The organism is Kingella denitrificans ATCC 33394, assembly GCF_000190695.1.
GTDB classification, from domain to species: Bacteria; Pseudomonadota; Gammaproteobacteria; order Burkholderiales; family Neisseriaceae; genus Kingella_A; species Kingella_A denitrificans.
In genome coordinates, this window is record NZ_GL870929.1 from 472,059 (window position 1) to 486,996 (window position 14,938).

Here is a 14,938-nt window from a genome sequence, read left to right on the forward strand (position 1 = left end):
TCTCAGGATGTTTCGGACAATACAAAAGCAGTCTGCACCTTGGTGTCGGGTGTGCAGGCTGCTTTTCGCATCCGTTCTTGCTGCGCTATTCCGCCGTCCAGCCGCCGCCCAGCGCCTTATACAGGCCGACCAATGCCTGCGCGCGGGCCAGCCGCGATTGGGTGAGTTGTTCTTGCGCCTGCGCATCGGCAATCTGAGCGGTCAGGGCGTTGTCCAGCGTTTTGTTGCCATAACGGAAGAGTTTTTGCGCGTCTTCCGCCTGCTTGGCAGTTTGACGCTGCGCCGCCTGCAACAAGGCGTTTTGCCGTGCCAAAGCCGCTTGGAATTGATAGGCGTTGTCGGTATCGGCCAAGGCTTGCAGCAGCGCGCGGTCATATTCCAGCAACGCGGTTTGCAGGCGCGCATCGGCGGCGGCAATATTGGCGCGGATGCGGCCGTTGGTGAACAGCGGCACCGAAATGCCCACGCTGAACAGGTTCGACCAGCCTTTCAGCGATTCGTCGCCGCTCAATTCGATGCGGCCGCCCTGTCCCAAAAAGTTGATGCTGAAACGCGGCAGCAAATCGGCTTTGGCGCTGGCCACCTGTGCCGCACGCGCCTGTATTTGGGCGGCACGCGCGCGCAGGTCGGGGCGGCGCTCAATCATGCTTTGCGGCGTTTCGCCCTGCGGTGCGGCAGGCGGATGTGCCAATACGTCGGCCGTGCTGTCGGCCAAACGGAATGTTTGCGGCGGCTGTCCGATTAACACGGCGATGGCGCGGATGTGCCGTTCTTCCTGAGCGCGTTCGGTGCTTTGTTTGCCGCGCATGGCCGAAAGGCGGCTTTGCACTTCGCCTTTTTCATACGCCGTCACATGTCCTGCGCGGAAACGCCCGTCCACATAACGCGCCAGCCGTTCCAGCGCGGCAATGGCCTGCGCGGTGGCGCGTTGCTGTGCCTGCATGGCGCGTGCTTGGAAATAATGCTCGGCAATGTCGGCGGCCAGCAGCATTTGTGCGCCGTAATATTGCTCCTGCACTCCGAGTGCGGCGGCTTTGGCGGCATCGGCATCGCTGCGTTTGCGCCCGAAGATATCCGCTTCCCACGATGCGGACAGCGCGCCGGTGAACATATTGCCGTGGCTGTTCAAATGCTCTTCGCCCAGCCTGCCGCCGCCGGGCAGACCGGACAAAGCGGCACGGGCGCGTTCGGGCAACGGATTGTCCACGCTGCTGCGGCTGTGCGTGGCTTTACCCGACGCTCCGACCGTCGGCCCCAAATCGGCGCGGGCAAGATTGGCTTGGGCGCGCGCTTCGGCCAGGCGACTTTGGGCGATTTGGATGTCGTAGCCATTCGCCAGGCCTTGTTCAATCAGGGCGCTTAACACGGGGTCGCGCCAATTCTGCCACCAGCGGGCAAGATTCTGTATTTCGCCGGCGGCTTGGGCTTGGCTGAAGGCGGCAGGTAGGGTGATACGGCTTTCGGTCTGCACGGTGGTGCTTTGGCAGGCGGCCAGCAGCAAAGCGGCGGTCATCACGGCGGTGTGGCGGATAGTGCGCATGGGGCTTCCTTTTCGGTAAATAGGTATCTGATTGATTTTATTGGGTGCAGGCTGCTTTTTTAGCGCGTTCAAAGCAGCCTGCACTTAACGGACGGGCAAAACGGTGTTTGTTCGGGCAGCGAACCGCGGGGCGGAAGGCGTGGGTATGGCGGCGCAACGCCATGAAAACCGCCCGATTTCTGCCGCGCCAAAGTGCAGGCTGCTTTTTATCCCTGCTGTTCCAGCATTTTGCGGAAACGCAAGAGCGCCAAGCCCAGCAGCAGCAATCCCAACAGCAGCATGGCCAGCATTTGTGGCCAAACAATTTCCAAACCCGCGCCGCGAAACAAAATGTTCTGCGCAAACTTCATAAACTGCGTCAGCGGCCAATATTCGCTGATGTCCTGCGCCACCTGCGGCATATTGACGCGCGGCGACGAACCGCCGGCAAACAGGTTGATGACGATATACACCGGCAGCACGAGCATGCCGAACTGCGCCATGGTCGGGGCCAGTGTGGCAATCATAATGCCCAGCGACGACACGGCGAACAAAAACACCGCCAGCCCGACGGCATACAGCAGCAGCGAACCGTTCAGCGGCACGCCGATGGACAGGTGGACGACAAACCACAGCGACAGCATGGCCGAAATCATGATGACCACGCCGTTGGCCAAAATTTTGCTCATCATCAACTCGGGCGCGGTAACGGGCATTACCAGCAAATGCTCAATCGTGCCACGTTCGCGCTCCCGAATCACCGCCGCGCCCGCCAGCAACATCAGCAGCAGAAACGCCATCGTACCGATTTGCGACGTGGGCATGAACCACGAACTTTCGGTGTTCGGATTGAACTCGGCGTGCACCACGGGCTTGATAACTTCGGGCAGCTCGATACCGGCAAAATCGTTGATTTCGCGGCCGGCGATTTGGTTGATGTAGGACGAGCCCAAGCCCGCCTGCGTCATGGAGGTGGCATCAATCAGCAGTTGGATTTGCGGATGCCGCCCCGCCTGCACGTCGCGCTGGAAATTCGGCGGGATTTCGATGACGAAGGTAAATTCGCCCCTGTTCATCAGCGCATCGGTATCGTGTGGGTCGATGGCTTTTGGGGATTGGAAAAACGGTGCTTGCAGCGCGTCGCGGATGCGGAAGGACAGCACGGATTGGTCATGGTCGATCACGGCGACGGCGGCGTGTTTCACATCGGTGGACATCCGCGACATATCGTACACCGGCATGGTGAAAATATAGGCAATCAGGATAATCAGCACGGGGTCGGAAAACACGCTGCGGAATTCTTTGCGCGTGAGATAGTAGATATTTTTGAGCATCTGCATGATGGGAAGCTCCATTCGTTCAGGGTGCAGGCTGCTTTTCATCGGTTCAAGCGGCAAAAAGCAGCCTGCACTTTATTTCTCCTGCTTTTTCAGTAGCAGGCACGCTATAAACGTCGCGCCGATGGCGAACAGCGAAATGGCGGCATATTCGGTCAGCAAATCGCGCGTGTTCAGGCCGCGGGCAAACGTGCCCAGCGTAACGTTCAAATACCAATACGCCGGAAATATCTGCCCGATGATGCGGCCGCTGCCTTCCATGGACGACAGCGGATACAGGAAGCCCGAATAGTTCATGGCGGGAATCATGGAAATGATGGAAGTGGCGAAAATGGCGGCCAGCTGCGAGCGCACGAAGCAGGAAATTACCAGCCCCAGCGATGTCGAAGCCCACACCAGCAGCATGGTGCCGAGAAACAATGCCCACAGCGAGCCTTTCAGCGGCACGTCGAACCAAAGCAGCATCATCAGCAGCATCACGGCAAAATTCACCGCGCCCACGGCGATATACGGCAGCTGTTTGCCAATCAGGTATTGCGCGGCGCTGGCGGGCGATGCGTAAAAATTGGCAATCGAGCCGATTTCTTTTTCGCGCACCACGCCCACCGCCGCCATCATGGCGGGAATCATCATCAGCGCCATCATCAGCACGCCGGGCGAAATCGAATTGATGCTGTTGAAATCTTGGTTATACAGAAATCTTGGGACGACTTCGGCGGGCGCGCGCAAATCGGCGGGCGTGCCGGTGGCGCGGATATAGTCCAGCGAATAGGCATACACTAGGCTTTGCACATAGCCACGGATATTGGTGGCGTTGAACGGCGTGGCGCCGTCGATATAAAAGCCGATTTCGGGTTTTTCGCGGCGTTCCAATGCGCGGCCGAAGCCGGGCGGAATGTCAATCACCAGCACCGCCGTGCCGTTTTGCAGCACGGTTCGGATGTCGGCTTCGCGCTCAACGGGCGGCTGCTCGATGAAATAGCGCGAGCCGGAAAAATATTCGGTGAACGCGCGGCTCTGCACGGATTGGTCACGGTCATACACGGCGTATTTCAGGTTCTGCACGTCAAACGAAATCCCCCAAGACACCGCCGCCATAATCACGATGGGGCCCATCACGGCGAAAAACAGGCGGATTTTGTCGCGCAGAAGTTCGGCGGTTTCGCGGCGGGCAAACGTGAGCACGGTGGCGAACCAATATTTCAACGAATCCGTATCGTGCGTCATAAGACCTCCTTTGTTGTGATGTGCAGGCTGCTTTTGATGGTGCGCCGAAAGCAGCCTGCATTTGTTTCGGCTACAAGAAAAAGGAAATCAGCCGCTCAATAAACGGATAAACCAGTGGAAGCACAAAAAGGCAAACCAACCCGCCATAGAGCCAGCCGCGATACCAATATTTCATTCGCCTACTCGGATTCCGTATCCATTTGGACGGGAAAAAGGCAATGGCGGTAAACGATGGGACAACAGTCAACGATAACAGCATTCCCAACAGCCCGCCGAGTACATCAATGCCCGATTTCGCTCTCATTACGATATCGACGCATCCGACCGCCAGCACCAGAGACAGCAGCGTAAACGGCGCAGTTACCACAACCCACACTATCCGCGTTATCACGCTGACCGGTTTCACATCTTCGTCCGGCCGTTCGCTGCGGTGCAGGCTGCTTTTGCGTACAGATGTCATGTCGTCTCTTCCTGTTCAAAATATGCAGGCTATTGTGCCAGCCCAACTGCGCTTCAAACCGCCACGCCTGCGGTTTTCGCGTCTTCTTCCAAATAATGGATAAACGCTTCTTCCATATTCGGCCGCCCGCTGCGGGCAACCAGTTCGGCGGGTGTGCCGACGGCCAGCACGCGGCCTTGGTGCATCAGGCTGATTCGGTCGCAGCGTTCCACTTCGTTCATAAAGTGGGTGGACACGAAAATGGTGATGCGGTCGCGGCGCGACAGTTGCAACAGCGTGCGCCAGAACATATCGCGCGCGGCAGGGTCCACGCCCGATGTCGGCTCGTCCAAAATCAGCACTTCGGGCGAATGCAGGCAGGCGGCGGCCAGTTGCAGGCGTTGGCGGATGCCGAGCGGCAGGGCGGCGGGCGCGGTGTCGGCCACGTCGGCCAAGTCAAACTGCTGCAAGGCGTTCTGCACGGCTTCTGCACTTTTGCCGCCCATGCGGTAGAGCTTGGTGTGCAGCATCAGATTTTGGCGCACGCTCAATTCTTCATATAGCGAAAACGCCTGCGACATATAGCCCACGCGCATTTTCACCGCCATGCCGCCTACGTCCACGGGCTGCCCCAAGAGTTCCGCTCTGCCTTCGGTGGCATCCAAAAGGCCGGTCAGCATTTTCATGGTGGTGGATTTGCCGCAGCCGTTGCTGCCCAAAAAGCCGAAGATTTCGCCTTTGGGAATGGTGAAGCTGACATGGTCCACGGCGGTGAAGCTACCGAAGCGTTTGGTGAGCCCGTGCGCTTCAATGGCGGGCGGCGAATCGGGGTCGGGCACGAAAGGGGTGATTTCCAAGCCGCCCGCGCCTTGGCGTTTTTCTTCGGGCAGCAGGCGGATATAGGTTTCTTCCAGCGTTTTGCCGCCGTGCTGCGCCATCACTTCGCGCGTGGGGGCGTTGGCGAGCAGCCGCCCGTCGTCCATCGCCAGCAGGTGCGGAAACTGTTCGGCTTCGTCAATATAGGCGGTGGCGACAATCACGGTCATGCCGCGGTGTTCGTGCTGCAAATCGTCCACCAGCTTCCAAAACTGGCGGCGCGACAGCGGGTCCACGCCGGTGGTGGGCTCGTCCAGAATCAGCAAATCGGGGCTGTGCACCAGCGCGCAGCACAGGCTCAATTTCTGCTTCATGCCGCCCGAAAGTTTCCCCGCGGCACGGTTTGGGAAAGGGGCGAGCCCCGTGGCTTCCAGCAGCCGTGCAATGCGCGTTTTGCGTTCGGCGGCGGAAAGCCCGAACAGCCGCGCGTGAAAGTCGATGTTCTCCCGCACGGTCAGCGTGGGATACAGGTTTTTGCCCAAGCCCTGCGGCATATAGGCAATGCGGTGCGACAGTTCGCGCCGAACGCGCTTTTGCGCCATGTCGCCGCCCAGCACGGACACACTGCCCGTTTGGATAATGCGCACGCCCGCCATCAGCGAGAGCAGCGTGGATTTGCCCACGCCGTCCGGACCAATCAGCCCGACCGCCGCGCCGTTTGGAATGTCCAGCGACACGTCGTCCAGCGCGCGGACTTTGCCGTAGCGGTGGGATAGGTTTCGGATGGAGACGGTGTTCATAATGTTTGGAATCGGTTGGAAGATGGGAAATTTGGAGGAAAAGCAGCCTGCACGTTATAGCGGATTAAAATCGGCACTTCAAAAGCAGCCTGCACTAATTCAACCTTTGGATAGCTTTCAGCCTTTCGACATGCGCGGCTTTCTTGTCTTCCGTTGCCTGCCATTCGGGCTGCTGCAAAACGGAATGGATGCGGGCAAGCGCCGCGTCATCGACAATATTTTTGGTAAAGCCCTGTATATATTCAATGAAATTATGCTGCAAGCACACATTGGCAGGCAATTCGGTTTTCAGTTGGCAGTTGCGGTGCGTAAACACGACAACGGAATGGAAACGGCTTTCAGGCTGCCTTAAAAGCCGCGCCAAGGCTTTGATATGCCCGTAATTTTGGCGGATGGGATTGGGAAAGGCGTATTTTTCAAAACGCGACAAGGTGTGTGTCCATTTTTCCTGTTTTGCGCCGCCGAAAATCCAGCCCTGAAAATATTTGGCCTCGATAACGAACACGCCGAAAGGAGAAACGACAATATTGTCAATCTGCGTCGTGCCGTTGGGCGCGGGGATAATCAGATTGGAAAAATGGCGGTATTGCGCGGCGTCCAACTTGCTCAACACGGCAACTTTGACAATCTGCTCGCCCACATCGCCCTTTTTCTCTGCCATGCTTTTGCTGTTGGTGTTGATGCCGCCCGTTTCGGCTGGTGGCTCGGCGGGGCGCGGTTCGACTGGGCGCGGCTTTTTCCTGCGCGCTGTTCTCGGCGACGGCTCGTCCTTGTCCTGATTCGTCAGGATGTTGAGCACGGCAAATATTAGGGCAATGAAGACCAGGGCGTATGCGAGTTTTTCCATTTGGAAGCAGCTTTAATGGGATGCGCGGTATGTGCAGGCTGCCTGAAACCCCATTTGCCGAAGCCCAAAAGCAGCCTGCACCCTTTTCAATTCACTGCGGCAGCTTCACCGCCAGCTCCGCCGGCCAGCCGCTTTGCGCATTGGTGCGGACGTAGCCGTTGCCGGTCATGCCGCCTTTGAGCAGGCGGTTGTATTTCAGGGCGATGTCGGCGGGGATTTTCAGCTTCACTTTAAACATGAGCTTGGCGCGTTCGTTGGCGGTTTCCACCGCTTTGGGCGTGAACTGCGCATTGGTGGCGATGAAGCTGATTTTGGCGGGGAACACGGCATCCAGCCCGTCCAGCACAATCCGCGCTTCGTCACCCACTTTCAGCACGGCCGCCTGCGCGTTGGGCAGGAAGATGTTCATGCTGGCATCGGACGGGTCAATCAGGCTGATGACCTTGCTGCCTGCGGCAATCACGCTGCCCGTTTCGGCAATGCGGTATTCCACGCGGCCGTCTTTCGGGCTGGTGATTTTCATGTCGCTTTGGGCGGATTCGGCGGTTTTCACCTGCGCCTGACGTGCCGCCACGCCCGCTTGCGCTTCCGCCACACCGGCCTGTGCCTGCCGCACCATGGCCAGCGCCTCCGATTTCGCCGCCTGCGCCGCTTTCACCGCTGCCGCCGCACCGTCCCGTTGCGAACGCCGCCGCTGGGTTTCGGCGGGCGACACCAAATCTTCGCTTTGCAGCCTGCCTGCGTTGTCCAATTCCATCTGCGCCACTTTCTGCTGCTGTTGCTGCGCGGCAATCTGCGCATCGGCACGCGCCACGGCTTCCTGCGCCTGACGCACGGCAGCCTGCGCGCGCAATACGGTTTCACGCGCCGCCGATTCGCCCGCCATCGCCTCTTCCACCTTGCCCGAAGCAATGTCGGACGACAATTCGGCCAGCACGTCGCCCGCCTTCACTTCGCTGCCCTCGTCCACCAGCACGTTCTGCACGCGGCCGGCATACAGGCTGGCCACATCGTAGCGCTCTAACTCCAAGCGCCCGTTGGATACGGCGATATTGTCAGGCAGCGTGTTACCGTTCTGGTGGCGGAAATAGGTGGCGGCACCGGCGGCCAATGCGGCAATCACGGCGGCGGGAAGCAGGAGTTTTTTCATGATTCGTCCTTCCATATCCATCACTATTGGGGTGCAGGCTGCTTTTTAGCGCACCTTGTCTTTCCATTCGCCATAACCTGCGGCATCCATTTGCGCCAACGGGATGAATTTCAGGCTGGCGCCGTTAATGCAGTAACGCAGGCCGCCGCGGTCTTGCGGCCCGTCGGGGAACACATGCCCCAAATGCGAATTGGCGGCGCGGCTGCGGACTTCGGTGCGTTTCATATTGTAGCTGTTGTCTTCATGCTCGGTGACGGATTGCGGCGTTATCGGCTTGGTGAAGCTCGGCCAGCCGCAGCCCGATTGAAATTTGTCGGCGGAAGAAAACAAGGGCTCGCCGCTGACGATATCCACATACAAACCCGGTTGGAACAGATGGTCGTATTCGTGGCTGAACGCGTATTCCGTGGCGGCGTTTTGGGTGACTTCGTATTGCTCGCGCGTTAGAGTGCGGCGCAATTCCGCATCGCTCGGTTTGCGCCAAGTGGCGGCATCGAAACCTTTTTGCGGTGTGGCGGGTGTTTTTCCCGGCAGCGGTTCGTCTGCCTTGCGGATGTCGATGTGGCAGTAGCCGTTCGGATTTTTAATCAAATAGTCCTGATGATACTCTTCCGCTTCATAAAAATTGTCCAACGGGCGGTTTTCCACCACAATCGGGCGGCTGTATTTTTGCTGCTCGCGCGCAATGGCTTCCGCGACCACGGCTTTTTCGGCCGGGTCGGTGTAATACACGCCGCTACGGTATTGCTCGCCCCTGTCGTTGCCTTGTTGGTTCAGGCTGGTCGGGTCCACCACGCGGAAATAATATTGCAGGATGTCGTTCAAGCTTAATTTGTCGGCGTCGTAGGTCACTTTCACCGTTTCGGCGTGGCCGCTGCCCTGTATCACTTCTTCGTAGCTCGGATGCGCGGTTTTGCCGTTGGCATAGCCTGAAACGGCATCGGCAACACCGTCAATACGTTGGAAATAGGCTTCTAAGCCCCAGAAGCAACCGCCGGCAAGATAAATGGTTCGCAGGTTCATGGTGGAAGTGTCCTTATTGGCAGTGGGTCGGTAAAACGGTGTTTGCAGGCTGCCTAAATCGGCATTCGGATTTTGCAGCAGCGCCAGTGCCTGTGCCTCGTTCAGACTGCCTTTCACAATGCGCTCGACATTACCGTCTTTGCCCAGCAGCGCCCAAGACGGATAAACGGCGATATTCAAACTTTTGGCAATTTGGCCGCCCGCATCGGTATAAACCGGCAGATTCCGATATTCCGTGCCGGCAAACCATTGGCGGAACTCGGCTTCCGGTTTTTCATGCAGATAGCCCGGCGAAGCGATGGTAATCAGATTGGCCGACTGGAATCGCTTGTCCTGCGCCCATTGCTCCGTGCGGCCAAGTTCGGACAGGCATAACGGACACCAGCTCGCCCAAAATTTCACCAACGTGGGTTTGCCGCCGTGCAGACGCTCGGCAGCCGGCCGGTTGTCCGCACCATGCAGTTTGCCGATTTGTGCCGCCACTGTTTCCGCCTGCGCACTTTTGAAAGACGGCAATCCCAGCGTCAGCAAAAGTCCGCCGCAAGCCGCGCCCAACAACACGCCGCCGATACGCGGCAAGATTTTTTTTGATTTCATTTTGATGATGCTCCTCGTAGATGTTTATCAGAATGACGTTTGGATTATATGCCTATTATTGTTATTGCGCGACGGGTTGAAAATGGGCAATTAAATGCGGCTATTAAGGTGCAGGCTGCTTTTTTATCGCCTCAATCTCCGTTTTGTTGTTTTTTTATCTATTGCTCATGCATTCCTGCAAGCCAAAAGCAGCCTGCACCCTAGACAAAAATATAGGCTCATGAGAATTTTATATAAATTATTGTATAAAATATATATTTTAACATCACATCATAAAAAACAACTGGCAAGGGCAACGTTTTATTAAGCGATTAAAATTCCATTCTTAATAAATAATTTTTTAAATCATCATGAATAATTTTTATGAAACACGTCCATAAAATTTCAAAATTCAGCAATTCATGATAAAATTTGAGGTTATTTTATTTGCAGAAAACTTTGGCATTCTCACAAAATTTTCTTGCAAATTTTTACTATTTCGACACATGTCACAATTGGAGCAATCAATGAACAAAATTTATAACGTTGTATACTCGGAAGAGCACGGCACTTGGGTGGTGTGCTCCGAACTGGATAAACGCGGCCGCAAAAAATCTTCACGTGCAAGCACCGGCAAACTGCTGGCTTCTGCCGCCGTTGTGGGCGCAAGTTTGGCCTCCCTGCCGGCGCAAGCCTCTACTTGCGGTGACGGTAGCACAGTCACTAGCGGCGGAAGCTGCGACATGGGCGTTTACACGGCTACCGTTAATGACCGCAAAGTTGGACAAGCAGTGGTAGATAACGGCGACACCGTTACGCTAACTACTCCCGACATCAATAATATTACGAGTTTCGACAACGGCCCCAACAATGACCGCCCATTTAGAACCGGTACACTGCGCAACCTGTTTACCGACCCCGACATTCTGCGCCAATTGGGTGAGCTTGAGCGCCTGAATCCTAACCAAAAAGGTGAAACACGCACCGTTAGGGATCCTATCAGCGGCAGTAACCAAACTGTAAACGTATATAACAATATTCTTGGACAGTCTGCGCTGGATATTGAAGGCGTTGTTACTACCGGCAACGATGTCTATGTCGATATGCGTTTGGGTACAGCCACAGGTAACGGCAGCAAAATCATCGCGTCATTGGGCGATGCTAATGCAACAATGGTGGATGAATCCGTTGCCACCAACCGTACAGCCATGCTGCTTTCCGTAAAAGACTCCCGTTTGGTGCAAGCTGAAAACGGCGCATCGGCAGAATGGACATCCAAAAACCGAATCCGTTTTAACCAAGGTGTCATTGCCTCTGACCGATTAAGGATTACCCAGTCATTATTTGAGCCTAAAACCGTCACTTTCATGGGCAACACATACAGACTAAATACAGTACAAGACCTCATTGATTACAATAACAATATTTTGAAACCAGCCATTGGTACTGCCGGTTTTGCTAATCCTGGGGAAACGCAACAAGCCGCTTATGACCGTTGGTTTAATGAAGCCGCACGCAGAAAAGACTATACATTTGATCAAGCCAACCCGATTACTCCAACAGCAGATTCCCAACTGCCTGTCGGAGAGGTTTGGGTTTTGGCTGCGAAAGGCAACGGGTCAACCGCCACATTGAAAAACGGCGGACAAATCGACCACCGCACAGCCCAAAACATGGGCGGCGGCATGCTGGCTGAAGAAGGCGGCAAGGCCATTATCGAAGAAGGTGCGAACTTATCAGGCGCCTTCAACAGCCTGACCGTACGCGGAGCAGGCAGTACAGCTGAAAATCATGGTGTGATTTCTGGCGGTTATTATGCCTCCGATAATTTCGATACCAGCAAAAATGCACAAGCCAAGAAAAACGATTCGTATGTCGAAGCGACAACGGTTAATGCAACCAACAGCGGTGTATTCAAAAATAGCGGTATCATTAACGTTTCTGGCTTCACCTACCCTAACTTGAACTTTACCAACTACGGTATCCGTGTAAACAATAATGCAACCGCCGTAAACCAAGCGGGCGGCATTATCAACGTGGCTGTCAACAAAGCACCCGACAATGCTGTACACGGTGTACGCGTAGAAAATAACGGTACGTTCACGACTGAATCAGGCAGTGAAATTTTCATCGGCCGTACGGCGCAATACGACAAAAATGCGCCAACAACCCTGCTGGGTAACACTTCTGACCAAGTAGGTATCCTCGTCAATGGTAACAATGCCGTTTTAGAAAACAACGGTACAATTACTATTGGTAAGGAAACCCAAGGTGCAACTGCTGTCCGCGTCAGAAATGGCAATGCATCGACTAAAGTTAACTTGGGCACGACAAGCGTTATCAATGTATCCGGTAATGCCACGATGCCTGCAGGCAGCCAGCCGAAACAAAATATTGGTATTCAAGCACAAAATTCCGATAATGCAGAAATTACCAATGCCGGCACAATCAACGTAAATGGCACTAATGGTGTCGGTGAAAATGTTGTGGCAGAAGCAGGACGCACAGCCAAAATCACCAATACCGCCACCAGCAAAATTACCGTAGAAGAAGCATCTACCAACCAAGTGACTCGTAACTATGGTATCTATGCGGAAGGTAAAGGTACCGGTAAAGCAGATGTTGTTGCAGACGGTACATTGACCTTGAAAGGTGACAACGTCATCGGCGCCCACGCACGCGGCAATTCAACAATGGATGTCAATGCGGGTATGAAAACCGTATTCGACAATTCCACCAATGCGAAAAACCAAATTGCCTACCACATCAACGGTGGTAATGCAGTTGCCAATGTTGCCGCTTTGACCAATAGTAACGACATCACTACCGAGAACTCCACCATGTTCCGTGCGGATGCCGGCGGTACGGTTAATGCGACTGACCTCAATGTGACTGCATCCGGCAAAGATGCTGTGATTTTGGCCAGCGATGGTGCTGATGCATCAGGTAAAGCTTCTGCCATCAATGTAAATAACGGTACTTACAACCTGACCGGCAACGGTTCTAGTGTTGCCTTGGTATCCGGTGGTGCAACGGCCAGCCTGAAAGGTACTGCCAATATCGCCGATTCTGCTACTGGTGCGACTATTGGTACCGCAGACGGTAAAAACCACGGCTTAAACAACCAAACAGTTGCCGGCAGCTCGCCGAACAACAAAACCAAATTGGTGTCCGAACTGAATACGACAACCAATGCAGCCAGCGTAATCGGCTATACCGCACAAAATAGCGGTACGGTGGAATATGCAGGCAGCCTGCAACTGAACGGTAGCAACAGCGTTGCCGTACGTACCCTTGATAATGGTACTGCCACACTGAACGGTGCAACAGTAAAAGCCAACGGCACTGCCCTTCTGGCCAACGGCGGCACCAACAATATTACAGTGAACGGCGGCACAGTCAGTGGTACCAACAATGTGTTCAATTCCGTTGCCGGTGTCAACACGCTGAAAGCTGAAAACGGCGCAGTATTGAACGGCACAATGGCTGTTGCAGCTGGCACTTCCAATGTCAGCCTGAACAATGCCACTTGGAACAACAACGGTAACTCGACTGTTACGACCTTGAACAATGCCGGTACTGTAGCCTTTACTGCACCGACAACACCTGCGGCTGGCAACTACAAAAACATTACCGTAAACGGCAATTATACCGGCAACAACGGTAAATTGGTTGTCAATACCCTGTGGAACAGCGATGCGGATAAAGACTCCGACCACCTGATTATTAAAGGTACGGCCAGCGGTAAAACTGTTGTCAGCACGCCAAACGGCATTATCGGCAACATCACGAAAACCACTGCGCAACAGTTCTCCTCTGATGTGGTGACTGTAGAGCAGCCTGCAGCCAATGCTGCAGGTCAGCAAGTTGGTCAACCGGATGGCAATGCCATCTTTACAGGTACTGCCGATACTACCAATGCCGGCCAAGCCCAATTGGTATTGAAGAGCACTGCAGGCGGTAAAAACGTGTACGCATGGACGCTGTATGCTACACCGACACCTGCACCGGCACCAACTCCGGCACCAACTCCGGCACCAACTCCGGCACCAACTCCGGCACCAACTCCGGCACCAACTCCGGCACCAACTCCGGCACCAACTCCGGCACCAACTCCGGCACCAACTCCGGCACCAACTCCGGTACCGGCAGGCCACTACATTTTTGCGCCTGTTGCATCAGCCTACATACTGATGCCGCAAGTGAACCAAGAAATCGGTTACAACACGTTGTCTGCTACATTGCATGAACGCCGTGGCGAAAACCAAATCATGGCTTGGGATGAGTGTGCAACCTGCGGCGACCAGGCCAAAGGCCAAACTTGGGCACGCCTGCTGGGTCGCCGTCTGAACAGTGACGGCAAAGAGCGTTTCAACTTTGAAACCAAAATGGCTGGCGTACAAATCGGTCATGACTTTGCCATCCGCCGTAACGACAAAGGTGGTCATAACCTGACCGGCGTGTTTGCAGCATATACTCGTGCCACAACCGACTTCTTCGACCGTTACCGTGCTGTCGGCGGCGTTGTGGTGGACGACAAATTCACCGGCGAAGGCAAAACCGATGCCGTATCTTTGGGCGTGAGCAACACTTACTACGCACAAAACGGCAGCTATCTGGATTTGGTCGGCCAAGTAAGCTGGCTGCGCAACAACTATAAAGCCCGTGATTCCGTTTCCGTGAAACAAAACGGTTGGGGTGCAGGCCTGTCTGCCGAAGTTGGTCGTCCGTTTGCCTTGGGCGAGCGCGCCGAAAACGAGGGCGGTTGGATGATTGAGCCGCAAGCTCAGTTGATGTACCAATACGTCGGCCTGAAAAACTTCAACGACGGTATCCGCCAAGTAGAACAAAACGGCCAACACGGCCTGCGTGGCCGCTTGGGTGCACGTTTGGCCTACAATGCGCCAAACAGCAACCTGCGCACCAACACGTTCTATGCCGTTGCCAATGTGTGGAATGATTTCATCAAGCCGCGCAACATCCACATCGGTGCGGACTCCGTCAGCGAGAAACGCAACACTACGTGGGGCGAACTGGGCTTGGGTGCGCAACTGCCGCTGGGCAAAAATGCCTACCTGTACGGCGATGCGCGCTACGAACGTAACCTGGGCGGTGCAAAACGCGACGGTTACCGTGGCACAGTCGGCTTCAAATACACTTGGAAATAACCCCCACCGTGCAGGCTGCCTGATTTAGGGCAGCCT

General features: G+C 55.2%; 9 protein-coding genes and 1 pseudogene. 1 reads left to right on the forward strand and 9 read right to left on the reverse strand.

Features of this window, described 5'->3' with window-relative positions:
- Positions 1-85: 85 nt before the first annotated feature.
- The 9 genes and pseudogenes from HMPREF9098_RS02300 to msrAB form a co-directional block, all read right to left on the reverse strand.
- A complete protein-coding gene (locus HMPREF9098_RS02300; protein ID WP_040564192.1) occupies positions 86-1,540 on the reverse strand; it encodes an efflux transporter outer membrane subunit in 1,455 nt (484 codons plus the stop codon).
- A gap of 37 nt (positions 1,541-1,577) precedes the next feature.
- Positions 1,578-1,703, reverse strand: a complete 126-nt coding sequence (locus tag HMPREF9098_RS12180) for a hypothetical protein (protein ID WP_257004551.1) — start codon at positions 1,701-1,703, stop codon at positions 1,578-1,580.
- Between the two features lie 43 nt (positions 1,704-1,746).
- Positions 1,747-2,859, reverse strand: coding sequence for an ABC transporter permease (locus HMPREF9098_RS02305; protein WP_040564615.1), 1,113 nt, complete (start codon positions 2,857-2,859; stop codon positions 1,747-1,749).
- Positions 2,860-2,931: 72 nt separating this feature from the next.
- Positions 2,932-4,074 (reverse strand): annotated as a pseudogene (locus tag HMPREF9098_RS02310) (ABC transporter permease); the annotation flags it as partial.
- A 79-nt stretch (positions 4,075-4,153) separates the two neighbouring features.
- Positions 4,154-4,543, reverse strand: a complete 390-nt coding sequence (locus tag HMPREF9098_RS02315) for a hypothetical protein (RefSeq protein WP_003781606.1) — start codon at positions 4,541-4,543, stop codon at positions 4,154-4,156.
- Between the two features lie 53 nt (positions 4,544-4,596).
- A complete protein-coding gene (locus tag HMPREF9098_RS02320; RefSeq protein ID WP_003781607.1) occupies positions 4,597-6,138 on the reverse strand; it encodes an ATP-binding cassette domain-containing protein in 1,542 nt (513 codons plus the stop codon).
- A 94-nt stretch (positions 6,139-6,232) separates the two neighbouring features.
- On the reverse strand, positions 6,233-6,985 hold the full coding sequence (locus HMPREF9098_RS02325; RefSeq protein ID WP_003781608.1) for a nuclease-related domain-containing protein: 753 nt from the start codon (positions 6,983-6,985) through the stop codon (positions 6,233-6,235).
- Between the two features lie 91 nt (positions 6,986-7,076).
- Positions 7,077-8,135 (reverse strand): HlyD family secretion protein, encoded by a 1,059-nt coding sequence (locus HMPREF9098_RS02330; RefSeq protein WP_040564193.1) that lies wholly within the window; start codon positions 8,133-8,135, stop codon positions 7,077-7,079.
- 45 nt (positions 8,136-8,180) lie between these two features.
- Positions 8,181-9,755: a bifunctional peptide-methionine (S)-S-oxide reductase MsrA/peptide-methionine (R)-S-oxide reductase MsrB gene (gene msrAB / locus HMPREF9098_RS02335; protein ID WP_003781612.1), complete on the reverse strand. Its 1,575-nt coding sequence runs from the start codon at positions 9,753-9,755 to the stop codon at positions 8,181-8,183.
- Positions 9,756-10,261: 506 nt separating this feature from the next.
- Here msrAB and HMPREF9098_RS02340 point away from each other — a divergent pair.
- A complete protein-coding gene (locus HMPREF9098_RS02340; RefSeq protein WP_040564194.1) occupies positions 10,262-14,902 on the forward strand; it encodes an autotransporter outer membrane beta-barrel domain-containing protein in 4,641 nt (1,546 codons plus the stop codon).
- Positions 14,903-14,938: the final 36 nt, after the last annotated feature.